Raw genomic sequence first — 24,008 nt, forward strand, 5'->3', positions numbered from 1 at the left:
ATAGAAGAGTCTGTATTACAAAATAAATCAAACATTAAAACAGTATCTAAAAACGAAGCAATTTTATTTTTGAGAAATCAAAACACTTCATCCAATACTATTGCAAAAACTACAAATTTCAATCTTGATTTTGATTTTGAAAAAATTACGCAAGAACAACTAACCAACACTTCAGAATTACTAATAGTTATTCCTATCAAAACGAAAATACAAAATCACCGCAGTCGTGCTTTGATTTTAAGAATTGGAGACACAATAAAGACCATGATCTATAATGAATTCACAGCAGCATTCTCTACTAAAAATTCTTTTGATGGTATAATAGTTATGACGAGGTTGAATGGTGATTTCATAAGAGCTTATAAATTAAAAAACAATAAGTATATCACAGATTTGGCACCAAAAAAAGGGAATAAAACAGGACAAAATGGAACTCAAAGTACAACTAGAACCATTGATGGTAGTATTTTACATGAAGTAATAGTAATCAATAGCTACAAAGATCCGAGTACTTTTGTTTCCTTGAATGAGATGGGCAAAGAAGTGCCAATAAGCATTAGTTGGAATTCCATGGGAAGTGGTGGTGATAGCCCCAGTAGCGCAGAAGTTACAGCTCAGGACATAGTGGATCGAATTGATGATAGTAAGCTGCCACCTTGTCTTGTAAAAATTATCAGTCAACTAAAAAATTTATCAGAAAGCAATATCGCAGACATATTTGAGAAATTTGGAATACCAAAAGACGGAGTCTATAACATTCGAATTATTCTAGGTACTCCAGAAGATCCTGATGCTATTGCAGACACAAAGCTTGATGGATCTAAAAACAATTACGTTATCACTATAAGAGAAACATATATAAACGGAACAGGCAACAACAATCGACCTCCTACTACTTTGGCAATTGCATCAGTGCTTGTACATGAGTTGATTCATGCCCATTTTATGTCTCTGTACGATGATTATAAAAATAATGGAGATGTTTGCGCTTTAGACAACTATGATTGTTTGTTTATGAAATATGCTGCGAATAATTACGTAGGCACCACGGATCCTCATCATAGTCAAATGTTTGAAAGTTATTTAGATATAATGGCTAATGCGCTACAAGAATTTCACACAAACGTTCCTGTAAAAACTGAAGCAAGCCAATTATATCAAGATTTAGCAATGTCAACATTAAAAGGAACTCAACTATTCGAGGATAAATATCCTAACGATTATAATGCTCCTAATTATGAAGAAAGAAAGAGAATAGCACACACACGCCTTGCAGAGGATAACAACACAACATTGGGCATACAAGAACCACAAGGAAAACCTTGCAATTAAATTATCCATATGAAAAATTATATTTATTTCTCGTTTTGTTTACTTTTTATTTCCTGTTCTTCTTCAAGAAATATAGAATTACAAGTTGTAAACGATTTTATTAATGAAGAATTTATAGGACAGGAAGCTATTAAAATACTAATAAAAGAGGCTACTACAAGACGAATGCCCCTAGAATACTACGAGAAGGCCTTTTTGGATAAAGATAATCCTGAAGACGTAACAAAAGTTAGAATAGAACCTGTGGGTAAACGTCCTTACTACTGGCCCATAGATTCCGCTGAAATACAATTATTAAAAGATAAATACAAAAATGATACTATTTCCTACCAATGGAGCAGAAAAGACATTAGAAACAAATCAATAAAGATTCTTGACAAAAACGAAAAGAGGTCAGACTTTGTTGTTTTACATAAAGGAACAGAACACCTCGCTGCAGCTATAAAACTCTCAAAACCTATATTGACCTCAAATGGTAAGTTTGCACTTATAAACTACACTTATTTTCCTTTCAGTTTACTAGAGGGTAGTACTACTGTAATTTTAATGGAAAGAATAAAGGGTCAGTGGAAAAAAATTGGAATGTATAGATTGGCTTATTATTGATTTTTCTTATCGATAAAATATCTACTAACCTGTTGGGTGCAATTATTTAAAAATAACAGAAGTTTTTTTTCTGTCATTCCGACGAAGGAGGAATCTCTGTTTGTTGCTCACGTTTGTTGAGATTCCTCCTTCGTCGGAATGACAAAATCATGGGGGTTATTCCTAAACATAATAACATTTGGCGCAAGCGTCCCACTCGTGATGCTCGTTACTGATTAATATAATTTTGATTTGTGGTAGTATTTAAAAATTAAAGTATGTTACAATATAGTTTGTGTTAACGAGCGGGACGTTCGCGCGGAATGTCATAAGGTTAAGAGTTTATTTGTCATTCCGACGAAGGAGGAATCTCTGTTTGTTGCTCACGTTTGTTGAGATTCCTCCTTCGTCGGAATGACAAAATCATGGGGGTTATTCCTAAACATAATAACATTTGGCGCAAGCGTCCCACTCGTGATGCTAGTTACTGATTAATATAATTTTGATTTGTGGTAGTATTTAAAAATTAAAGTATGTTACAATATAGATGTCTTGTCCGAAAATAGGTTTACACAAAAGTGTAAAATTATGGAAAGATATTCAAAAGAATCTTCATCAAAATGGCAATCAAAATATAGTGAAGAATTTAAAAGGTTTGTTTGTAATGAATTTTTAACTGGAACATCAACAAGGCGAGAAATTGAACATAAGTATAATATCGGCAATTCACGCTTAACATATTGGTTAAGAGATATTGGATATGATTATTCAACTCCCAGTATTGTACCTTTGCCTAGAATGAAAGATCAAACAAACAAATTATCTGATAGAGAATTAGAAGAATCTGTATCACAGTTACAAAGAGAACTTAAAGAAGCTCGACTTTTAGCTGAGCTTATCGAAAAATGATTGAGATAGCTGAACAGGAATTTAAAATCAAAATTGTAAAAAGTCCAATACCAAGTAATTCAGGAGATGAAACACAATTATCCTAAAATTGGTTTAGGCAAATTTTGCCAATTACTTGGTGTAACTCGACAGGCATATTATCAACATTTTTGGTATCAAGAACAACTTGTTTTTGAAGATGAATTAATTGTTTGTGAGGTATTAAAAATCAGAAAAAAATCATCGTCATATGGGAGGAAGAAAGTTATATGAACTTTTACAACCTTTCTTATTAGAGCATCAGATAAAAATGGGAAGAGATAGGTTGTTTGATGTTTTATCCGCTAATTATCTTTTAGTTAGACGTAGAAAAAACAGACTATAACGACCAATTCATTCCATAGATTCAAGAAATATCCAAATCTTATTCGAAACTTTGTTCCTAGTACTCCCAATCAATTGTGGGTAAGTGATATTACTTATTGGAAGATTAAAGACTGTTTTCTATATATCAGTTTTGTTACCGATGCATATTCTAGAAAAATTATCGGCTATCATTTAGGAGATAGTTTGCAAACATCTGAAACTATTCAGGCTTTAGAAATGGCAATTCTAAGTCTTTCAACGGAGCATAAAAAATCATTACAATTAATGTATCATTCAGATAGAGGGACACAATATTGTAGTACTGAATATGTGAAGTTATTAGAAACCAATAATATTGGTATAAGTATGACAGAGAATGGAGATCCTTTAGAAAACGCAATAGCAGAACGAGTCAATGGGATTATAAAAGAAGAATACTTAAATGATTATCAGGTCGATGACATACCAGAAGCCAAAGAATTATTGGATGCCGTTATTAAACTTTATAATGATGAAAGACCACATATGAGTATAGGTAATCTTACACCGAATCAAGTACATCAAAACAATATAATCGCAGAAAAATTATGGAAGAATTATTATGTAAAAAACCCTATTATTGTAAACCAATAACAGGACTAAAAATGAATTGTAAATCTATTTTTGGATTAAGTGTAAATATGTAACCTTTTTTCAGGACGAGAGAACTTATATAATACATGCTATCTGAGTGCAAAACAAAATTGTAAATAAAAAATTTAAATTATGAAAAATTTAGTTACACTATTTTTATTGCTCTTATTTGGTCACGTTTTTTCACAAAAAAAACCAAGTGATACTATCATTTTTGAATTCAATAATAAATTTGATGCCGTAATATATAGGACGCATTATGGGATAAAAGAAATATCTGGATTTAATATTCTAATTGGGAAAAGGAAAATCTATTTCAATACTGCTGTTAATTCCAATTTCAAATTAAAAAATAAAACGTTGAAAAATATTAAGAACAATATTCAATTAGAGCAAATAATCATAAGTGATAGGCCTGAAAAACACTATCTCTTCTTAATATTATATAAAAATAGATACTATTACGCTGATTATTTATTAAGAACAGTAGAATGCAATTAATAAAAAGCTCCGAAAAATCCCTTGCTATAAGAAGAGTGAATAAGTTATTGTTTTGAGCTTCGCAAAATCTCATGACTTTACGAATATGAGAGTCGTTGAAAAACGTAAAAGCAATGAAGGTTTCACGACTTTTCCCTTAGATAGCTTTAAAAAAATCTGCTTTGTAATGGATATAAAATGCTACAAAATAGCTGTTTGGTTGTTTTGTAGCGTTTTTTGTTTTACCTATTGTAAGATCTATGAATTGAAAAGTAACCTCGAGATTTTATAAAACTTTTTCACAAAAAGCCGGAAGACTTTTAGTATGTTTACCTATCAGGAATCGTTTAAATAATTACGAAGTCAAAAGACTTCGTAGGACGGGAAGATATAAATTACAATACAGGATTACCACCGCAACCTACAGCAGCTTGGGCGGCTATTCCTCAAGTGGAAAGAGTGAAAATTTTAAAAATTTATTTTGATTTTATAAAAAACAACACACCATGTCAGTAAAAACAGCCCTTCTATTATTAAGCTTCTGCTGCATTTCTTTTGCACAAAAATCAAATCAACAGAAAACGACGATTTTTTTAGATATTAATGATAAAGCCTTAAAAGAATATTATATTGATAAAGACACCACTACTGCCTTTTTTAATATACATATAATAGAATATCAAACAAAGAAATCCAGAGATAAAGCTATGAATGAACATTATAAAAATCTCATTGAGGAAAACAGTGCTGGTTTGCCACGTTTTTCGATTGGTTTTTATGTTTTTGATACAAAACCAGAGAAATTAAAATCCTTAGTTTGTATTGACTACATTACGGTTAAACAATTTAGAGAAAATAACTACAAAACAACTTCTCCAACATATATTATTCATAAACTAAATGATGGAACTTATTTAAAATGGAAAACATACAGCCTAAACTGAAAATACATTATTTACTTACTATGATTTGGTAATAATTATTAATTTTCAAAATTCAAATCCACCATGTCAACAATAAAAAAAATAATCTCTATTTTCTGCCTTGGATTTTTTTGTTTGTCATTTTCTCAAGAAGCAGATAATCAAAAACTAACTACAGTATTAATTAATTTAAATGATAAGTCTGTAGCAAATTACCATATAAATAAAACAAGGACTGAAGCTCAGTTTAGCTTTTACTTAAAGGGCTATGCAACAAAGATAGCTAGGGAGGAAGGAATTAGAAAGTCTAAAAATGGTCTTGCAACTAGTCTTGGTATCCCTACATTTATATTCTCTCTTTACAGCTCTACTGTTTTTTCTCCTAAAGGAATAAAACCAGAAAAGCTAAAGACTTTAAAGGGATTAAATTATATAACACTAAAAGAATTCCAAAATAACAACTATCAATCCACTAATAGCGTTTATATAATTCATAAATTAAATGATGGTACGCATTTAAAATGGAAGACGTACTACTTACTCGAAGAATAAATTAATAGATTTACTACTCCTCTGACGCGAGCGTCTAGCTCATGATGATTGTTAATGGATACTATTATTTTGGTTTGTGCCTGTATTTAAAAAATTTTGAAATATGGTTTGATTACATTGTGTTCACGAGCGGGAAAGAAGCCGAAATCATGAAAGTCTAAATCTACTTCAAATTATCTTAAAAATCCGTCTCGTTAAACTAACGAGACGGATTTTTTATTTCAAAAGATTGAATTTCCTTTTAATGACTCGAAACGAATTTCAATCCAATAATAGAACTGATTAATGTGGTGATGAAAAAGATTCGCCAAAAATCAGCTGGTTCTTTAAATACAAAAATTCCAACAAGAACTGTTCCTACTGCCCCTATTCCCGTCCAAACCGCATAAGCAGTTCCTATAGGCAATGTTTGCGTAGCTTTGTAAAGCAAGACCATACTTATTGCTAGGCAAACCAAAAATCCGCCCAACCATAATGTTGATGCCATTCCTGTAAGTTTCTTTGGCTTTGCCTAAACAAGTGGCAAAACCCACTTCAAAAAGACCGCCGATAATTAATAAAATCCAATTCATTTTAATGTTTTAAAATTAATACCGACGGAACGCCACTCAACCAATCACTTCTTGAATCCACTAGTTCTTTCCAACTTTCGAGACTAATCAGCATTAAATCCTGCTGCGCCAAAAATTCCTCTTTAATAATTTTATCAGATATCAGAACTATATTGTTTGGGTATTTTTGTTCCAAAGAATCAATAGCGCTGTTCATTACAAAGTTCGTCGTAAGATGTCCATTTATATCCAAAATGACAATTTTTGAGTTATTATTGTACACTAATTTCTGAATATAATCAATCACAAACGAATCTTCGGGACTAAAAATAGGAATAAAAACATGGTTTACATGCTGCAAATCTTTATCAATCAAAATCCCAATTGGCATCTTGGTTTTAGAAATAATCTGTCTCGTTCTTTCGTCAAAAGGAGAGTTTTCAAACAAGCCTTCTTTTCCTGTAAACTTATCGATCAAACGATCCGGATTGATGATTCTGGTTGTAAAACCAATTACTTTTCCAAGAATGGTACCTTCAAATATTGATTTTCCCAAACCTATCAATAACAAATCATAATCGCCTTGATTAGCGACATCAGCAATCTCAGTTTCAATATCCATCGTTGCTTTAAAAATGGTGGTGATGTCCTGTTTCAGCAGTTGGGATTCTTCAACAATGGGATAAAAACTATTTTTTTCTTTGTCTTCCATGTTAAAAGTATGCACCTCATCACTTAAAGACAAATGCATCACGGTGATACTGGAAGTACTTTTCTGTTTTTTTACCAAACTATTGGCCAATCGCAACAAGGATTTTCCTTTTTCATTGTTACCAAAAGAAATTAGAATTCGGTATTTATTATGGTTTGTCGGTTCCAAAACTTCAACTCCATCTTTCGTTTTAAAGATGTAATTGATTAAATCCAAAGCCGGTCCCGTCATGAAAGTAGTGACCAGCGCCATAATTACCATCATGGTAAACACTTCAGGGGTCAAAACTTTAAGCTCTAATCCAATATTTAAAACAATCAATTCCATCAAACCCCTAGTGTTCATCAAGGCACCAATGGTCAAACTGTCACGCCAACTCTGACCAACAAATTTGGCTGCCAAAGCACTTCCCAGAAATTTCCCCACCACGGCCACCAAAATAATAAAACCGGTCACTTTCCATAAATACGGATCGTTAAGAAGACCAATTTCAGTTTTCAAACCCGTGAATACGAAGAACAAAGGCAACAAAAGAATCAACGCCACATCCTCTACTTTTTCTATGAATATCGTTCTGAATTTTGGAACATCTGGCATAATAGCTCCAGCCATAAACGCACCAAATAAGGCATGAATTCCGATCACTTCAGTAGCATACGATGAAATAATAAGCACCAAAAAAAGATGGCCACAACCGGTTTGATAATAGTATCTTTTGAACCATATAAATCTCCAATTCGCTTTAGAAATGGCTTTACAATATATATCATAGCGATAACATAAAGTACTGCCAACATAATAATATATAGCGAACTAACAAAAGTTCCTGCTTTAACGATGGCAATTACCACCGCCAGAATACACCAAGCCGTAATATCATCGGCAGCAGCACAAGTAATGACAATCGCACCAAGTTTCGTTTTATGAATTCCTCGTTCCTGCACGATTCTGGCCAAAACCGGAAATGCGGTGATACTCAACGCAATTCCCATAAACAAACTAAAGGAAAGGAATTTAACACCTTCGGGAGCAAATCGATTGTACACAAAGTATGCTAGTCCTATTCCAAGAGCAAAAGGAATAACAATACTGGCATGACTGATGACCACCGCCTCATTGGCTTTATTTTTCAGTACTTTCAAATCAAGTTCCATTCCGATGACGAACATAAAAAGGATTAATCCTATCTGGCTCAAAAATTTTAAATTCCCTAAGGACTCAGCGGGAAATAAAGCTAAAGAAAATTCCGGAAAATACAATCCCAACAAGGAAAGGCCCGAGCACAATTCCCGCGATAATCTCTCCGATTACTGAGGGTTGACCAATTTTCTTGAAAATCCAGCCAAAAACACGGGCAACAAGAATAATTGTTATAATTTGTGCCAAAAGAATAGCCAAAGGATCCTGAAAATTATGCTGCATAGAAGCTAAAAAATCGCCCCAGGAACCTTTTCCGCTTTCATGTGTAACAATTGTTTCTGCTACTTCTAAACGTTTTCCTTTGGTTATAATCCAATACATCAATGCAGTAAAACCGCCGGTTATCACCAAATAAAAAACTGTATTTTTATAATTCTTCATATACTATTTTATGTCAGCATTTTCAACTGTGAACCATCACGATGAGAATTCAAATGTATCAATTATATCTCAAAAAAATATTTAATTGCAAATAAAATAAAGTTGCGTTAATATTGGCATATACTTCTAAAAAGTTTCCGTTAAATCAAATGATTTATAGCGGTTTTAACTACCTTTGCAGCCGTTAAACATCAAATATGATCAAGTGGTTTAGTTTGGGATTTTGGGAGTTAATTGCCCGAATTGTCCTTAGAAATAGAATTTTAATGTTATCCATTATTGTTGCGATAACTGCGCTCTTAGCACTACAATGGAAAAATATCCACTTCACATTTACAGAAGCCAATTTATTACCGGATGATAATATTGTAAATATCGAATACAACGCCTTTCTGAATAAATTTGGTGAAGAAGGGAATTTGGTCATCATCGGTGTAAAAGACAACGCCATATTCACCCCAAAAGCCTACGCTTCTTGGAGTAAAATGATGAATACGCTGAAAGGAGACAAAGCGGTTGATTTAGTCGTTTCGCTCAATGACTTAAAGAAATTACAAAAAAATGAATCGCTGGAAACCTTTGAACTGGTTCCTTTTGTGGACCAAAGCAAAACTGTTGACCCGGCATATCTTCAAAAAATAAGAAAAGAATTATTCAATGATTTGCCTTTTTACGAAGGATTGCTTTTCAACAAAAGATCGGGAAGCATTCGCTCTGCGGTTTACATGGATAAAAAAATTGTAAACACGGCGGCGAGAAAAGATTTTGTTCTTGACAAATTAGTTCCTGCTGTAGAAACATTCGAAAAAGAAACCGGAATCGACCTGCGTGTTTCGGGAATGCCGTATATCCGAACGCTGAACGCAAAAACTATAACGGATGAAATAAGCATCTTTATTGGCGCCTCATTATTAGTCACTTCACTGCTTTTCTTTTTCTTTTTTAGAAGTTTTAGAGCGACATTAATATCAATGATTATTGTTATTATTGGCGTGATGTGGTCGTTTGGATTTTTAGGATTATTGAATTACGAAATCACGGTTTTAACGGCTTTAGTTCCTTCATTAATCATCGTTATCGGGATTCCGAATTGTATTTTCCTGACCAATAAATACCATCAGGAGTACAAAATTCATCATAATAAAGCCAAAGCATTACAGCGCGTCACCACCAAAGTGGGAATGGCAACCTTGATGACAAACCTTACCACAGCAATTGGTTTTGCTACATTTGTGGCCTCAAACAATAAGTTATTATTGGAGTTTGGTGTAGTTACTTCTATCAATATCATGGCACTTTTCTTTTTGTGTATCATTGTTATCCCTATTTTTCACAGTTATATTCCGGCACCAAAAGAACGTCACATCGAGCATTTAGACCGTAATTATGTGAAGGTTTTCATGGATTGGATTCTGAGAAACGTAAAATACAATCGGTTTTCAATTTATGTCGTTTCGATTGTTCTTCTTGTAATTAGCATTGTGGGAATCTATGAAATGCGTATTTCCGGCAGTTTGATTGAAGATATGCCGAAAAAAGAAGCCTTTTTTGAAGATATTGTTTTCTTCGAAAAAGAGTTTGACGGTGTGATGCCACTCGAAATCATGATTGACACCAAACGCAAAAAAGGAGTCATGAAATTATCTACGCTAAGGCGTATGGACGAACTGGAGGAAACCATTGACGAAATTCCGGAGTTATCAAAACCTATTTCTATTGTCAATTTGGTTAAATATTCGAAACAAGCGTATTACAACGGAAACCCCGACTATTACGAATTGCCAAGTTCTCAGGAACAGTCGTTTATTTTGTCATATGCTAAAAATGCCAGCAAAAATTCAAAAGACAATTTGATGAAAAGCTACGTGGATTCTTCAGGTCAATTTGCCCGCATCACAACTTTTATGCGCGATGAAAACGGCGATAATATTGCCAGAATTGAATCCGAAATTCGTAAAAAAGCAGATAAAATTTTCCCGTCCGATCAGTATAAAGTGACCATCACCGGAAAAGCGTTGGTTTTCCAGAAAGGAACCGGATATCTGCTGGACAATTTGCTTTCGTCGCTGGCATTTGCCTTTTTTCTGACCGCGCTTTTGATGGCTTTTATGTTCCGTTCGTTCAAAATGGTGTTGGTTTCTATCATTCCTAATTTATTGCCGTTAATGTTAACCGCAGGAATCATGGGCTTTCTAGACATTCCACTGAAACCATCGACGATATTGGTTTTTGGAATTGCGTTTGGCCTTTCGGTGGATGACACAGTGCGATTCCTGTCTCAATACCGCGAGGAATTAAAGAAAAATAACTGGAAAATCCGCAAATCAGTTTACGCCACATTTAACGATGCCGGTTTGAGCATGTTTTATACTTCTATCGTACTGTTCTTTGGATTTTCAGTATTTATGTTGTCCAGTTTTGGAGGAACAATAGCACTTGGCGGATTGATTTCACTGACATTATTGTTCGGAATGCTGTCTAATTTGATGTTGCTGCCGGCTTTGGTTCTCACCTTGAATAAAACACTGGCCAACGAACAGGATTTTATCGAACCCAAAATAGATATCATCGAACCAAGCGATGCCGAAATTGATGATTTAGAAAAGAAAAAATTGGATAATTAGTCCCTATTATAATATAATCTTTCCAATCCTGTCAGGTTTTTGTATCCTGACAGGATTAGATTTAAAATAGAATATAATAAACGGTTTTTTTATGATCTGGGTTTATTTAGTCCTCGATCATAAAGAACAATACTTCCGGCAACAGAAACATTCAAACTTTTTTCAGATTTGAATTTTACCAGGTAATGACATTTCGCAATAGCTGCTTTTGATAGCCCGCTATCCTCAGCGCCCAATAGGTATACACAACGTCTTGGATGTTCAAAAATTTCTAAATCACTTGCGTTTTCATCTAATTCGACACCTACCAATCGGGCACCTTTTGGCAAGTTCTTATAGAAGTCGTCGAACGATTCATAATGAAAATAAGGAATTGAATTTACAGCATTATGCGTATCGCAAGCCTGTTTAGCATAGCGATTACCGATAGTAAAAATGAAACTTGCACCGAGGTTTTGTGCTGTTCGCCATAATACACCTAAGTTCTCAGGAGTTTTACCGTTTTGAATCCCGATACCAAAATACTCTGCAATAAAATTATCATTCATGGCGCAAAAATACAAACTGTTAGTAGGTTTGTCAAGTTTTTAAAATATTTATACCTGCAGTCTTTTGCTTATACTGTCGATTTTTATTGAGACAGCTTCTAATTTTGTTTGAAAACCTAAAATTCCACCACAACCTAGCCCTGATAACAGCGGCATCCTTTTACTTTTTTCTTTAAAAAGTATAAGATATAGCGAATAGCAGGAAATAGCTCCTGATTACCCTATTTCTTACAATGACTTTACAAACAAATCATTTATATTTGCAGTTCAGTCAAGAGACAATTTTTAATATCAATTATATACGTAAAATGAGACATACAAAAGTTAAAGACTTACTAAACAGTACCACGACGCTTCACGAAGTAAATGCAAAAGGATGGGTGAGAACTTTTAGAAACAATCAATTTATTGCCTTAAACGATGGCTCGACCATTGATAATATACAATGTGTTGTCGATTTTGAGAACACGCCAGACGAAACTTTGAAGAGAATTACGACTGGAGCAGCAATATCTGTAACAGGGACTTTGGTAGAAAGTAAAGGTGCCGGACAGAAATTTGAAATTCAGGTAGCTAAACTGGAAATCCTTGGAGATTCTGATGCAGAGAAATTCCCGATACAACCAAAAAACAAACCGAGCTTGGATTTCTTGCGCGAAAATGCACATTTAAGAGTTCGTACGAATATGTTTGGAGCGATTATGAGAGTACGTTCGGTATTGTCGTATGCGGTTCACAGTTATTTTCAAGAAAAAGGTTTTGTGTATGTGAACACGCCAATCATCACAGGTTCGGATGCGGAAGGTGCCGGTGAAATGTTTAAAGTTACTGCTTTGCCATTTGACGGAACGCCAAGAACCGAAGAAGGAAAAGTGAATTATAAAGAAGATTTCTTCGGAAAAGAAACGAACTTAACGGTTTCGGGACAACTGGAAGGAGAAACTTTTGCAATGGCTTTGGGCCAAATTTATACTTTTGGACCTACGTTTAGAGCCGAAAATTCGAATACTTCACGTCACCTTGCGGAATTTTGGATGATTGAGCCTGAAGTGGCTTTCAATGATTTGAATGATAACATGGATTTGGCCGAAGATTTTATTCAGTATGTAATCAAATACACCTTGGACAAATGTCCGGAGGATTTAAAATTCTTGGAAACACGATTATTGGATGAAGAGAAATCTAAACCAGCGGCAGAAAGAAGTGAAATGGCTTTCTAGAAAAATTAAACTTTGTTTTAGAAAACAATTTCAAACGAGTTTCATATACCGAAGCTATTGATATTTTAAGAGATTGTACGCCAAATAAAAAGAAAAAATTCAACTATATCATCAACGAATGGGGTGCTGATTTACAATCAGAACACGAACGTTATTTGGTAGAAAAACACTTTAAATGTCCGGTAATCTTGTTTGATTATCCAGCAAATATCAAAGCATTTTATATGCGTTTGAACGAAGACGGAAAAACAGTTCGCGCAATGGATATCCTTTTCCCTGGAATTGGAGAAATCGTGGGAGGTTCTCAAAGAGAAGAACGTTTTGATGTTTTGGTTGAAAAAATGAAAGCCTTAGGAATTGATGAAGAAGAATTATGGTGGTATCTTGATACCCGAAGATTCGGTTCAGCGGTTCACTCTGGTTTTGGACTTGGATTCGAAAGATTGGTATTATTTGTAACAGGAATGACAAACATTCGTGACGTAATTCCTTTTCCAAGAACGCCAATGAATGCGGAATTTTAAAAAAAGTTTCAAGTTCAACGTTTCAAGTTTCAAGTTCCGGTATTTCAGGCAACTTGAAACCTGAAACTTTAAACAAAAACAACAAAATATAAAATGCTAAAGCAATTCTTAAATTTAAAATTATCACAGAAATTATCTCCACAGCAAATTCAGCTGATGAAGTTAATTCAATTGCCTACGCAAGCTTTCGAACAACGTTTATTGGAAGAAATGAACGAAAATCCAGCTTTGGAAGCCGGAAAAGAAGAAGATGAGTATGAAAAGGACGAGTTCGAAAACGAAGATTATGACGATTATGATGATGCCGAATCAGAGCGCATTGACGCCGAAGACATCAACATTGATGAATATTTAAGCAACGACGAAACTCCGGACTATAAAACGCAGGCTAACAATTACAGTGACGACGATGAAGATCGCGAAACACCTTTTGCCGCTCCGGTAAGTTTTCATCAGGATTTAATCAATCAGTTGAACACTTTTATCTTAAATGATGAAGAGCGCGAAATTGCTGAATTTCTCGTTGGAAGTATTGACGACATGGGTTATATCCGCAGAAGTGTTGCTGATATGGTGGACGATATGGCATTTACGCAAGGCATTTACACCGATGAAAAAATGGTGGAAAAAATGTTGCAGGTGATTCATGAATTGGAACCATCCGGTGTAGGAGCACGTGATTTGCAGGAATGTTTATTGCTGCAATTGAAACACAAAACACCTACGGAATCCGTAGAATTGGCTACTGATATCATCGAAAATCAGTTTGATGCGTTTACCAAAAAGCATTACGACAAGCTGTTACAAAAATACAATGTTTCGAATGAGCAACTTAAAAAAGCTATTCACGAAATAGAAAAACTAAATCCAAAACCAGGCGGATCTTTTACCGGAAACAATAAAGTGACGGAAAATGTAGTTCCTGATTTTGCCATTAGAATTGTGGAAGGCGAGTTGGAACTGACCTTAAACGGACGAAATGCTCCTTCCCTGCACGTTTCCAAAGATTATCAGGAAATGATGCAAACCTACAAAGATTCCCGTGATAAATCGGCGCAACAAAAAGATGCGGTGCAGTTTATCAAACAAAAACTGGATTCAGCTAAGTGGTTTATCGATGCGATTCGCCAACGTCAGGAAACGCTTTTTGTAACTATGAATGCGATAATGCATTACCAGCAAGAATATTTCCTGGACGGTGATGAAACTAAACTGAAACCGATGATTCTGAAAGACATTGCCGATATGGTAGGTCTTGATATTTCGACGATTTCACGTGTGGCGAACAGCAAATATGTGGAAACGCCTTATGGGACGAAACTGATAAAGGAATTCTTCTCGGAATCGATGAAAAACGATCAAGGCGAAGATGTTTCTACATTGGAAATCAAAAAAATTCTTCAGAACACAATTGAGGAAGAAGACAAGAAAAAACCACTTCCTGACGATCAATTAGCAGAAATTCTTAAAGAAAAAGGCTATCCAATTGCGAGAAGAACAATTGCAAAATACAGAGAACAATTAGATATTCCGGTGGCGAGAATGAGGAAGAAGATGTAATTTAGAATTTAAAAATACTAAAAAGGGGAAATTTGTTTAAAACAAGTTTCCCCTTTTTTTATGGGAAAAATTTTACTGTTTCACAATATGTTAAATATCACTAGCAGTGGGTATTGTATATGAGGATAAAAAAACTCATCTTGCAAATGGACTTTAAAAAAAATATGATATTATAAGAAAACAGATTTAGCTTGTTGCTATAATCGAATTTAAATGACTATATATTTCAATTTAAAAGTTGAAAATATTTTTATAGATTTATAATATGGGTGATTTTCAATAATATTTAAACTAGATAAAAATGAAAGTAAATGACAAAGTAAATATTTCAAATGACCATTCAATTGAGTGGGGTGATTCAAGCTGGGACAATGGAGCCGATTCTTCAATAAGAAATAGATTTGATAATAAAATAAATGGGGGATTTAATGTTCGGGGTTCAAGTGAATTACCGTGGAATGATTTTAACAGAATGATCATTGAGAGTATTGATAGAAATCATTTCTCTAAAACCGAAATTTTTGAAATAAAAATAGCAATATCTAAATATATGAACAAATAATTAAAAAGATGAAAAATAACTTACTGTTAATTATTTGCTTAATTGTATTAACAAGTTGCACAAAAGCACAGGATAAAACTGTAGTAATCGAATATTCTAATGAAACAAATGGTTACAAAATAAAATCTACGTGGATACCTAAAATAGTATGTTCTAATCACGTAATTGGCCCAGCAATAATTGAGTTGTATAATATTGCAGATAGCACCACATATACTGTCACAAATAACAACTTTAGCATTTTAAAAAGTAACCTTCCATTCACTTATAGCAAAGACAGTTTAGAGATAAAAAGCCTTAACAAAAATTTATTGAATTTAGAATACAAATCCTCTAAAATAAATAATTCGGAAAGTTTTGGGACAACAGATGTTCCATTCTTTTTTGCTGATATTGACTTTGACAATGTGAAAGAATTATTAATTGCTGAAGTTGGTAATGGACAAAGAGGAATCGCAACATTTAGGGCTTATCAAATAAATGAAGGGTCAGGATTAGAATCTAAAAAATTTTTAAGCATGCCTTTTATTGATTTCGATGAAATGACTGAAATAGATTATGAAGGAGAAAATATAATACTTTATGGTTCTGGTGGACTTTGCTACAATTCTTACAGTATTTTCTCAAAAAAAAGAAATTTTAATTTAGACATTCTCATTAAACAAGAAAGAAATGATAATTTAAATAAATGCTACCAATATACTTACAAAATAATTAACGGTAGAGAGGTTTTGATTTCGAAAGAAGAAAAACAAATTTAAAAAATCTTATATTAACATAAGTTTCGTTTCAGTCACAACAGCCACAATGAAGACTTTATTGTATTTGAATAAAAAAATAAAATTATGAAATCTAAAATAATATTATTTGCATTAATAATAACAATCCAAAATATAAGTTCACAAGAGAAAAAAATATATGACGGACATTATAAATATGGTTCTGCAAAATATGAATATTTTGAAAACAAAGAATATGAAAGAATTTTCGATGGATATTTTAAATATGTTTCCGATGACAAAGAATTTTCTATAAATGGTGTATTTAAAAATAATATGAGAGATGGCGAATGGACATTTACAAATAATCTACTTAGCTATTACCAGAAATTATATCTAACTAAGGGTAATTATCTAAATGGTAAAAAAAATGGTATTTGGTCTTATGCAATAAAATCAAAAGATTTAAAAAATCAAGATTTAAAAATATTGAAATACAGCAATGATACGTTAATAGATGTAAAATTAGACTTAAAACATTTAAAAGGTGAGATAGATAATAGAGGTAATTTTATTGGCGAATGGATGTATTATTCATTAAGTGATGACAAGGAAATTTTTGCAGAATTTAAAAACAATATAGTAGTCAAGTATTTAAGTCGAACTAGATCAACTGGCAAATTAATAACAAAATATATCCCAAATATCAGCATAATTGATATCAATTCTCTGAATAAAAATCCATTTCCTCAAAAAAAATATCAGGATCGATTTGATAATGATGTAAACAAGATAATTGATAAAAATACAAAAAGGAAAAATTTCAATATGCCGTATTTTAAAGATGATTTTAATGCTAATATTAAAAATGTCATATTTGATGCAGGAGAAAATGAAATGGAAGAAAAAATATCCGAAGAAGAATATTATTTAACTGATCTAGCAGAAGACATACAATACTTCTTCAATAAAGTGAATGATGACTTTTACAAAATATATGGAAAAAGTCATGAAAATGAGACCCAAATAAACATCGAAAATTTAAATGAGAAATTTATTTTAAAAGAACCTGAATTAATTTTTAAAACAAATAAAGACATTATTGAATTACAAACAAATTCTGAAGTTGACAGTAAGAACGCAGAAATTGAGAATAACAAAAGTAAAGGTATAATTTACAATATTACAGAAGTTGATACAAAACCTGAATTTCCAGGAGGTATAAAAGAATTTTATAAATTCATATTTTCTAAATATCGTACTGAATTTGTAGGTATTAAAGGAGAAGTTATAGTTGAGTTTGTAATCGAACAGGATGGTTCCGTTTCAAATATTAAAGCAATTAAGGATTTGGATTATGGTACTGGAGAAGAATCTATTAGGGTCATGAAAATGTGTCCAAAATGGATACCCGCAATTAAAACCGGAGAAAATGTTAGAGTATTGTATAGTTTCCCAATAAAAATCAATACAAATGAAAATGAATATGGCTATTAAAATTATTGAAACATTTTCTTAAACAATAATAGAATAACCTTACCCTTAAAACCTTGTATGATATTGTGGAAAAAGGTTTAGGCGGAAAAGTAAAAATTCAGATTGAACTATAACCACTCCACCAGAAAGTTTAAAAAAACCCTTTCAAAATTTAAAAATTTGAAAGGGTTTGTCTTTTTCACAACTTTATATTTCAATCCAGTTCCGGCTCCCTCTCCTTTGGAGAGGGTTGGGGAGAGGATTTTACTTCTCCTGATCTTTCCGCATCGCATGATAATACGCGGCACGGCTCAACGGTTCGTATTCTTCAGTTTCGCCTAACATAACCAATTTATCATTATCAGTTTTACGAAAGCTGTAATTCGCTAGATTTCCGGTGCGGGTGCATACGGCGTGAACTTTGGTTACATATTCGGCAGTTGCCATTAATGCGGGCATCGGACCAAAAGGATTTCCCTTAAAATCCATATCCAATCCGGCAACAATTACCCGGATTCCCTGATTTGCCAAATCGTTACAAATTTTGACAATTTCGTCATCAAAAAATTGTGCTTCGTCAATGCCTACCACATCGCAACCCTGCGCCAAAATAGCAATATTTGCAGCAGCAGGAACAGGTGTGGAACGAATTTCGTTAGCATCATGTGACACCACCATTTCATCATCATAGCGCGTATCGATTGCCGGTTTGAAAATTTCGACTTTTTGCTTGGCAAATTGCGCTCTTTTCAAACGACGGATCAATTCTTCGGTTTTACCCGAAAACATGGAGCCACAAATGACTTCGATCCAACCAAATTGTTCTTTATGATTTACTGTATTTTCGAGAAACATTTTGTATTTTTCTGACTTAAAAAATGAATAGTTTTTATTACTTTGTAATAGACAAACCGACTTAAAATTTTTATACTTTTACGTCGTTTCAAAAGTATAAAATTTATATCAAATCGGAGATTCGCGAGCACTTAATTAAAAAAATAAAAATCGCGTACACAAAGAATCCCTTTTGTGGGGGCGATATAAAAAGGTAATACAAAAACGCATCTAAAAAGCCCAGCCTAACACCCTATAATTTCAACAGTTATGAAAAAAAAATTGGAAGCCGATTTAATCAGCATTGCACACAGAATATTACAGCTAAAAAATAAATCTGATATCAATCAATTATATCTGGAAACACAGAAGCTATATGAAAAACTTTCTGTCTTACGATTTGTGGACGAACATTTCAGTGAACCCAAACCAACTATTGGCATTACAGAAATCAGCAAAGAAATAGAAACTATTTATGACAAAACCGAATCGACTCAACCAGAAGCAGCAATTGTAATTGAAGAAACTGTTATAAAAGAAGTTACTGAAACGACTTTGGAAAAAACCGAAGAAACAACTGCTTCACCGAAAGAAGAAGCTATTACAACAGAAGAAGAAAGTGCTGTCGATGAAGAAGAAACGGCAACTGAGGAATCTGTAGATGAAGATGCAAGTGAAACGCCTTTGGAACAAACAGACGAAGTAATTGACGCGAGCGAGGAAGAGGAAGAGACTGTGGTAGAACGAGAAGCAGTTGCGAACACAGAAATGGAAATAGAAGAAGAAACAATAGAGGCTGAAGCGCCTTTTGAACCTGCTTTTGAATTATCACAAGAGAAAGAAGTACAGACCGAGCTGGAAATTCCTAAGAAAGCGGAAGCGGTCCAAATCTCTTTTGAAGATTTATTAGGAAGCAATTACCACGACACACTTTTTGTAAAAAAACAGCAAATAGAAAATATTCCAACTGCAATAGTTATTGAAACTCCCAAAGAAGTGTTACCTGCTGAAGAGCCAAAATTAGAAAATATTTCAGCAGAATCTGCTGAAAAAGCGGAGCCAAAAATAGTTTCTTTGAACGATAAATTAGCTAAGGGAATCAACATCGATTTGAACGACCGTTTAGCGTTTATAAAACATCTTTTTGGCAACAGCAGCGAAGATTACAACCGTGTTTTAAGTCAACTTATCACCTTTGATACTTTCTACGAAACCCGCGATTTTGTTCAGGAAATGGTAAAACCAGACTACAACAATTGGCAAGGAAAACAAGATTATGAAGATCGTTTCATGGATATTATAGAGAAAAAATTCTTGTAATTATCCTGTAACTTTTTCTGAATCTACATTTGAACAAATGCAGACTTTCTTAAAATTTCGTATTTAATTACTTACTCTATGTCAAAATTATACATCGTTCCTACGCCTATTGGCAATCTCGAAGACATGACTTTTCGAGCGATTCGGATTCTTAAAGAAGTCGATTTGATTCTCGCCGAGGACACACGTACGAGCGGAAAATTGTTAAAGCATTTCGAAATTGGCACCCACATGTACAGCCATCACATGCATAACGAGCATAAAACAATCGAAAATCTAATTTCGAGGTTGAAAGCTGGAGAAAATATCGCCTTAATTTCAGATGCAGGGACACCTGCTATTTCGGACCCAGGCTTTTTATTAACCCGCGCTTGTGTTGAAAATGGAGTTGAAGTAGAATGTTTGCCTGGAGCAACAGCATTTGTTCCGGCATTAGTCAATAGTGGTTTACCAAATGATAAATTTGTTTTCGAAGGTTTTTTACCTGACAAAAAAGGGAAACAAACCCGTTATTTGGCTTTAGCCGAAGAAACCAGAACGATGATTTTGTATGTTTCACCACATAAATTACTAAAAACATTAGCGGACTTCATTATTTATTTTGGTGAAGAAAGACCGATTTGTGTTTGTAGAGAATTATCAAAATTACATGAAGAAAATGTTCGCGGAACAGTTCGAGAAGTTTTGACTCATTTTGAAAAAATAGCTCCACGAGGAGAAATTGTTGTGGTTGTAGGTGGAAAACCAATAACAAAAGAACCCAAAAAATCTAAATTCTCAGCTGACGAATAATCATGAAAAAAGAAAAAGTTATTCTGATTGGAGCTGGACTTTGTGGGCTTTATACTGCTTTTTTACTTCAAAAAAAAGGAATAGAAGTTCTTATATTGGAAGCTAATACCAGAATTGGAGGCCGCATAAACACCATAACAGGTACAACTGCAGTAACGATGGAACTGGGTGCGACTTGGTTTGGAAATCAACATCAGCATCTTTTAGAAGTACTCCACACTTTAGAACTCCCTTATTTTAGACAATATACAAAGGGCATTTCATTATTTGAAACGATGTCTTTTGTGCCGCCGCAAAAATTTGAAATCTCAGATTCTGAAGAACCTTCTTTTCGCATTAAAGGCGGAACTGCAACACTAATTGAAAAATTAGTTTCTGAAATTGGTCTGCAACATATTAAAACACAAACCAAAATAGTCGCAATAAAAGAGAAAGATAATCAATTAGTAGTAACGGATTCAAGCGGAACAAGTTATTCAGCCGATAAAGTAATCAGCACTATTCCACCTAATTTGCTTGTAAACTCGGTGATTTTTGAACCCAAATTACCTGATAATTTCACACAATTAGCTAAGAAAACCCATACTTGGATGGGCGAATCCATTAAATTCGCTGTAGAATATAAAACTCCTTTTTGGAAACAGAATAACTATTCTGGGACTTTATTCAGCCAAGCAAGCATCATTCAGGAAATGTATGACCACAGCACCGCCAATAATTCCAGTTTTGCGTTGAAAGGATTTTTAAACGGTGGAACCGCAGTACTTTCCTTTGAAGAACGCAAAGAAAAAGTAATAGCGCAACTAACGACATTCTTTGGGCCAGAAGCTTCGGATTATGTAGCCTATTATGAGAACGTTTGGAGGAAAGAACCGCTTACATTTCAGCCGTATGAACAACTCGTATTAGCGCACCAAAACAACGGACATTCGCTTTTTAAAACACCATTATTAAACGATAAATTATATGTTTCCGGAGCAGAAACAGCCACTCAAAACCCTGGTTATATGGATGGCGCTATTTTTGCCGCGAAAACAATTGCTTCTCAATTCTAACAATTAAAATTAATATGACTATAGCCGCTTTCTTAGAAAAATTAAAACAAACACCTGAAGCAATCGCATTTTCGGAAACTATTGCTACTATCGAAGAAAACTACGACTTTACACCCATAGCATTCGAGAACGGCTTGCAACACAATGCGGCTGGAGAAAATTCAGGATCTTGCAAAGTGTTTTCTTTCGCCGAAATTCAAAACTTATCAGAGGCAGAAACACTAGCCTGTTTTGGAGCCTATTATTACGAAGATGTTTTACAAAATCCAAACGGAACTGATCATCAAAACATCCGCAATTTCATGAAAACCGGTTGGGACGGAATTGCCTTTTACGGAAGTGCTTTAGTGTTGAAAAAATAAAAATTGTAAAAATGCTAATTCCTATTATAAATCGACAGAAATAATTAGCGAATTAGCGGTGGTTCCCTTTTTGAATACCTAAATTTTATAATACCAAATCAATATGCGTTGGACCTTAAAACCAAAACCTTCCGAGGAGACTGTACAACATTTAGCGAAAGCGTTAAATGTAGAAGATTTTGTGGCCACTTTATTAGTACAACGCGGTATTGAAACATTTGAAGATGCCAGACGGTTTTTTCGTCCAAGTTTAGAGGATTTGCACGATCCATATTTGATGAAAGATATGGAAAAAGCAGTCGCCCGAATTGAAAAAGCAATTGAAAATGAGGAAAATATTCTCGTTTTTGGTGATTATGATGTAGATGGAACCACGGCAGTTTCACTCGTTTCTTCCTATTTAAAAACCTATTATCCGAACGTGGCGACCTACATTCCGGATCGTTATAACGAAGGCTATGGAATATCTTTTAAGGGAATTGACTTTGCTGATGATAATGGATTTACACTTATCATTGCTTTGGATTGTGGTATAAAATCCATCGATCATGTGGTTTACGCCAAAGCACGAAACATCGACTTCATCATTTGTGACCACCATAGACCAGGAGAATTCTTACCCGAAGCTGTTGCCGTTCTCGACCCAAAACGTGACGATTGTACCTATCCCTATGATGAATTGTGCGGTTGCGGAATAGGTTTCAAATTGATTCAGGCTTTGGGGCAAAACCGAAATGAAACTATTGATGATTTGATTCCGTATCTGGATTTAGTTTCGGCTGCGATTGCTGCTGATATCGTGCCGATGACCGGAGAAAATAGAGTGCTGGCTTATTTTGGATTGCAAGTTATCAATTCTGACCCAAGACCAGGAATCAAAGCCATCATTCACCAAATAAAAAAACAAACCTTAGACATTACCGATGTTGTTTTCATCATCGCGCCCAGAATAAATGCTGCAGGACGCATCAAACATGGGAATCATGCGGTGGAATTATTAACCGAATTTGATTTTGAGCAAGCCCAACAATTTGCTTCAGAAATTGAAGCCTATAATTCGGAACGAAAGGATCTAGACAAATTAATCACCAAAGAAGCGTTACAACAAATTGAGGAAAATAATGAAAAAGAACGTTTTACCTCAGTTGTCTTTCAAGAAGATTGGCACAAAGGCGTGATTGGAATTGTCGCTTCCCGATTGATCGAAACCTATTATCGTCCGACGCTTGTTTTTACCAAAAGTGGCGATAAATATGCCGCTTCGGCACGTTCCGTAAAAGGATTTGATGTCTATAATGCACTCGAAGCCTGTACCGAACATTTGGAGCAATTTGGAGGTCACATGTATGCCGCAGGAATGACTTTAAAGGAAGAAAACTACCAAATCTTCAAAGATGCGTTCGAAAAAGAAGTCGAAAGAACGATTCATCCGGACATGCTGACACCAGAAATTGCGGTCGATGCCGAAATTGACTTTGCAGATATTACTCCAAAATTAATCCGAATCCTGAAACAATTTGAACCTTTTGGACCACAAAATATGACACCAATTTTCCTGACCAAAAACATCAAAGACACCGGTTATGGAAAACCTCTTGGACAGGATGAAGAACATTTAAAACTTTTTGTCAAACAATCCCGAAGCCTCGGGACCGAAGGTATTGCTGCTATTGGGTTTAATTTGGGAAACAAAATCGAGCTGATTACTCATCAAAAACCTTTTCAAGCCTTGTATTGTATCGATGAAAACGAATGGAAAGGTAAATTAAGTTTGCAATTGCGATTGCGAGATATTAAAGAATGATTCTA

At 34.1% G+C, this 24,008-nt stretch carries 19 protein-coding genes and 4 pseudogenes; 19 read left to right on the plus strand and 4 right to left on the minus strand.

The features are described 5' to 3' along the window. Positions 1 to 69 precede the first annotated feature (69 nt). The 7 genes from AC0J6S_RS03100 (at position 70) to AC0J6S_RS03130 (ending at position 5,759) form a co-directional block, all read left to right on the plus strand. Entirely contained in the window at positions 70 to 1,332 is a 1,263-nt protein-coding gene (locus AC0J6S_RS03100; RefSeq protein ID WP_474955391.1) for a hypothetical protein, read from the plus strand. Between the two features lie 9 nt (positions 1,333 to 1,341). Next, the gene (locus tag AC0J6S_RS03105; protein WP_474955392.1) at positions 1,342 to 1,938 is read left to right on the plus strand and encodes a hypothetical protein; all 597 of its coding nucleotides are present in this window, start codon (positions 1,342 to 1,344) and stop codon (positions 1,936 to 1,938) included. Positions 1,939 to 2,505: 567 nt separating this feature from the next. Further along, positions 2,506 to 2,826 carry a transposase gene (locus AC0J6S_RS03110; RefSeq protein WP_474955393.1) on the plus strand — a complete coding sequence of 107 codons (321 nt, stop codon included), beginning with the start codon at positions 2,506 to 2,508 and terminating at the stop codon, positions 2,824 to 2,826. 360 nt (positions 2,827 to 3,186) lie between these two features. Continuing rightward, positions 3,187 to 3,804, plus strand: coding sequence for an IS3 family transposase (locus AC0J6S_RS03115; protein ID WP_474956315.1), 618 nt, complete (start codon positions 3,187 to 3,189; stop codon positions 3,802 to 3,804). Between the two features lie 132 nt (positions 3,805 to 3,936). Further along, positions 3,937 to 4,305, plus strand: coding sequence for a hypothetical protein (locus AC0J6S_RS03120; RefSeq protein WP_474955394.1), 369 nt, complete (start codon positions 3,937 to 3,939; stop codon positions 4,303 to 4,305). Positions 4,306 to 4,790: 485 nt separating this feature from the next. Then, entirely contained in the window at positions 4,791 to 5,228 is a 438-nt protein-coding gene (locus AC0J6S_RS03125; RefSeq protein WP_474955395.1) for a hypothetical protein, read from the plus strand. A 63-nt stretch (positions 5,229 to 5,291) separates the two neighbouring features. Then, on the plus strand, positions 5,292 to 5,759 hold the full coding sequence (locus AC0J6S_RS03130; RefSeq protein ID WP_474955396.1) for a hypothetical protein: 468 nt from the start codon (positions 5,292 to 5,294) through the stop codon (positions 5,757 to 5,759). 241 nt (positions 5,760 to 6,000) lie between these two features. Here AC0J6S_RS03130 and AC0J6S_RS03135 read toward each other — a convergent pair. Then, positions 6,001 to 6,331, minus strand: a pseudogene (locus tag AC0J6S_RS03135) (DMT family transporter). Between the two features lies 1 nt (position 6,332). Next, positions 6,333 to 8,603: pseudogene (locus AC0J6S_RS03140) on the minus strand (cation:proton antiporter). Positions 8,604 to 8,800: 197 nt separating this feature from the next. Here AC0J6S_RS03140 and AC0J6S_RS03145 point away from each other — a divergent pair. After that, positions 8,801 to 11,227, plus strand: a complete 2,427-nt coding sequence (locus AC0J6S_RS03145) for an efflux RND transporter permease subunit (protein WP_474955397.1) — start codon at positions 8,801 to 8,803, stop codon at positions 11,225 to 11,227. A gap of 89 nt (positions 11,228 to 11,316) precedes the next feature. Here AC0J6S_RS03145 and AC0J6S_RS03150 read toward each other — a convergent pair whose 3' ends face one another. Further along, on the minus strand, positions 11,317 to 11,775 hold the full coding sequence (locus AC0J6S_RS03150; RefSeq protein ID WP_474955398.1) for an RNA methyltransferase: 459 nt from the start codon (positions 11,773 to 11,775) through the stop codon (positions 11,317 to 11,319). A 308-nt stretch (positions 11,776 to 12,083) separates the two neighbouring features. Between AC0J6S_RS03150 and asnS the strand changes: the two are divergent. The 6 genes and pseudogenes from asnS to AC0J6S_RS03180 all read left to right on the plus strand — a co-directional run. Continuing rightward, positions 12,084 to 13,519 (plus strand): annotated as a pseudogene (gene asnS, locus AC0J6S_RS03155) (asparagine--tRNA ligase). A gap of 93 nt (positions 13,520 to 13,612) precedes the next feature. Next, positions 13,613 to 15,079, plus strand: a complete 1,467-nt coding sequence (gene rpoN, locus AC0J6S_RS03160) for an RNA polymerase factor sigma-54 (protein WP_474955399.1) — start codon at positions 13,613 to 13,615, stop codon at positions 15,077 to 15,079. Positions 15,080 to 15,380: 301 nt separating this feature from the next. After that, on the plus strand, positions 15,381 to 15,641 hold the full coding sequence (locus AC0J6S_RS03165) for a hypothetical protein (protein WP_474955400.1): 261 nt from the start codon (positions 15,381 to 15,383) through the stop codon (positions 15,639 to 15,641). A gap of 8 nt (positions 15,642 to 15,649) precedes the next feature. Beyond that, positions 15,650 to 16,402 (plus strand): hypothetical protein, encoded by a 753-nt coding sequence (locus tag AC0J6S_RS03170; protein WP_474955401.1) that lies wholly within the window; start codon positions 15,650 to 15,652, stop codon positions 16,400 to 16,402. A gap of 84 nt (positions 16,403 to 16,486) precedes the next feature. Beyond that, positions 16,487 to 17,857, plus strand: coding sequence for an energy transducer TonB (locus AC0J6S_RS03175; protein WP_474955402.1), 1,371 nt, complete (start codon positions 16,487 to 16,489; stop codon positions 17,855 to 17,857). A gap of 32 nt (positions 17,858 to 17,889) precedes the next feature. Beyond that, positions 17,890 to 17,970 (plus strand): annotated as a pseudogene (locus tag AC0J6S_RS03180) (transcriptional regulator); the annotation flags it as partial. Positions 17,971 to 18,100: 130 nt separating this feature from the next. On the opposite strand, the gene AC0J6S_RS03185 reads toward AC0J6S_RS03180, so the two are convergent. Next, a complete protein-coding gene (locus tag AC0J6S_RS03185; protein ID WP_073352621.1) occupies positions 18,101 to 18,691 on the minus strand; it encodes a thymidine kinase in 591 nt (196 codons plus the stop codon). A gap of 249 nt (positions 18,692 to 18,940) precedes the next feature. On the opposite strand from AC0J6S_RS03185, the gene AC0J6S_RS03190 reads away from it, so the two are divergent. From AC0J6S_RS03190 to recJ, 5 genes are all read left to right on the plus strand, one after another. Continuing rightward, positions 18,941 to 19,990 carry a hypothetical protein gene (locus AC0J6S_RS03190; RefSeq protein WP_474955403.1) on the plus strand — a complete coding sequence of 350 codons (1,050 nt, stop codon included), beginning with the start codon at positions 18,941 to 18,943 and terminating at the stop codon, positions 19,988 to 19,990. 78 nt (positions 19,991 to 20,068) lie between these two features. Then, positions 20,069 to 20,782 carry a 16S rRNA (cytidine(1402)-2'-O)-methyltransferase gene (gene rsmI / locus AC0J6S_RS03195; RefSeq protein WP_474955404.1) on the plus strand — a complete coding sequence of 238 codons (714 nt, stop codon included), beginning with the start codon at positions 20,069 to 20,071 and terminating at the stop codon, positions 20,780 to 20,782. Positions 20,783 to 20,784: 2 nt separating this feature from the next. After that, on the plus strand, positions 20,785 to 21,837 hold the full coding sequence (locus AC0J6S_RS03200) for a flavin monoamine oxidase family protein (protein WP_474955405.1): 1,053 nt from the start codon (positions 20,785 to 20,787) through the stop codon (positions 21,835 to 21,837). A 14-nt stretch (positions 21,838 to 21,851) separates the two neighbouring features. Further along, positions 21,852 to 22,199, plus strand: coding sequence for a HopJ type III effector protein (locus AC0J6S_RS03205; protein ID WP_474955406.1), 348 nt, complete (start codon positions 21,852 to 21,854; stop codon positions 22,197 to 22,199). 103 nt (positions 22,200 to 22,302) lie between these two features. Next, positions 22,303 to 24,003: a single-stranded-DNA-specific exonuclease RecJ gene (recJ, locus tag AC0J6S_RS03210; RefSeq protein WP_474955407.1), complete on the plus strand. Its 1,701-nt coding sequence runs from the start codon at positions 22,303 to 22,305 to the stop codon at positions 24,001 to 24,003. The last annotated feature ends 5 nt before the right edge of the window (positions 24,004 to 24,008 follow it).

The sequence above is a fragment of the Flavobacterium sp. TS_SC_5 genome (assembly GCF_056156265.1).

Excerpts from the sequence above, each read along its gene's own strand:
- AC0J6S_RS03185 (WP_073352621.1), bottom strand. The coding sequence starts at position 18,691 with ATGTTTCTCGAAAATACAGTAAATCATAAAGAACAATTTGGTTGGATC.
- AC0J6S_RS03165 (WP_474955400.1), top strand. The coding sequence starts at position 15,381 with ATGAAAGTAAATGACAAAGTAAATATTTCAAATGACCATTCAATTGAG.
- AC0J6S_RS03190 (WP_474955403.1), top strand. The coding sequence starts at position 18,941 with ATGAAAAAAAAATTGGAAGCCGATTTAATCAGCATTGCACACAGAATA.
- rsmI (WP_474955404.1), top strand. The coding sequence starts at position 20,069 with ATGTCAAAATTATACATCGTTCCTACGCCTATTGGCAATCTCGAAGAC.
- AC0J6S_RS03200 (WP_474955405.1), top strand. The coding sequence starts at position 20,785 with ATGAAAAAAGAAAAAGTTATTCTGATTGGAGCTGGACTTTGTGGGCTT.
- AC0J6S_RS03110 (WP_474955393.1), top strand. The coding sequence starts at position 2,506 with ATGGAAAGATATTCAAAAGAATCTTCATCAAAATGGCAATCAAAATAT.
- AC0J6S_RS03120 (WP_474955394.1), top strand. The coding sequence starts at position 3,937 with ATGAAAAATTTAGTTACACTATTTTTATTGCTCTTATTTGGTCACGTT.
- rpoN (WP_474955399.1), top strand. The coding sequence starts at position 13,613 with ATGCTAAAGCAATTCTTAAATTTAAAATTATCACAGAAATTATCTCCA.
- AC0J6S_RS03175 (WP_474955402.1), top strand. The coding sequence starts at position 16,487 with ATGAAATCTAAAATAATATTATTTGCATTAATAATAACAATCCAAAAT.
- AC0J6S_RS03150 (WP_474955398.1), bottom strand. The coding sequence starts at position 11,775 with ATGAATGATAATTTTATTGCAGAGTATTTTGGTATCGGGATTCAAAAC.
- AC0J6S_RS03125 (WP_474955395.1), top strand. The coding sequence starts at position 4,791 with ATGTCAGTAAAAACAGCCCTTCTATTATTAAGCTTCTGCTGCATTTCT.
- AC0J6S_RS03130 (WP_474955396.1), top strand. The coding sequence starts at position 5,292 with ATGTCAACAATAAAAAAAATAATCTCTATTTTCTGCCTTGGATTTTTT.
- AC0J6S_RS03145 (WP_474955397.1), top strand. The coding sequence starts at position 8,801 with ATGATCAAGTGGTTTAGTTTGGGATTTTGGGAGTTAATTGCCCGAATT.
- recJ (WP_474955407.1), top strand. The coding sequence starts at position 22,303 with ATGCGTTGGACCTTAAAACCAAAACCTTCCGAGGAGACTGTACAACAT.
- AC0J6S_RS03170 (WP_474955401.1), top strand. The coding sequence starts at position 15,650 with ATGAAAAATAACTTACTGTTAATTATTTGCTTAATTGTATTAACAAGT.
- AC0J6S_RS03105 (WP_474955392.1), top strand. The coding sequence starts at position 1,342 with ATGAAAAATTATATTTATTTCTCGTTTTGTTTACTTTTTATTTCCTGT.
- AC0J6S_RS03205 (WP_474955406.1), top strand. The coding sequence starts at position 21,852 with ATGACTATAGCCGCTTTCTTAGAAAAATTAAAACAAACACCTGAAGCA.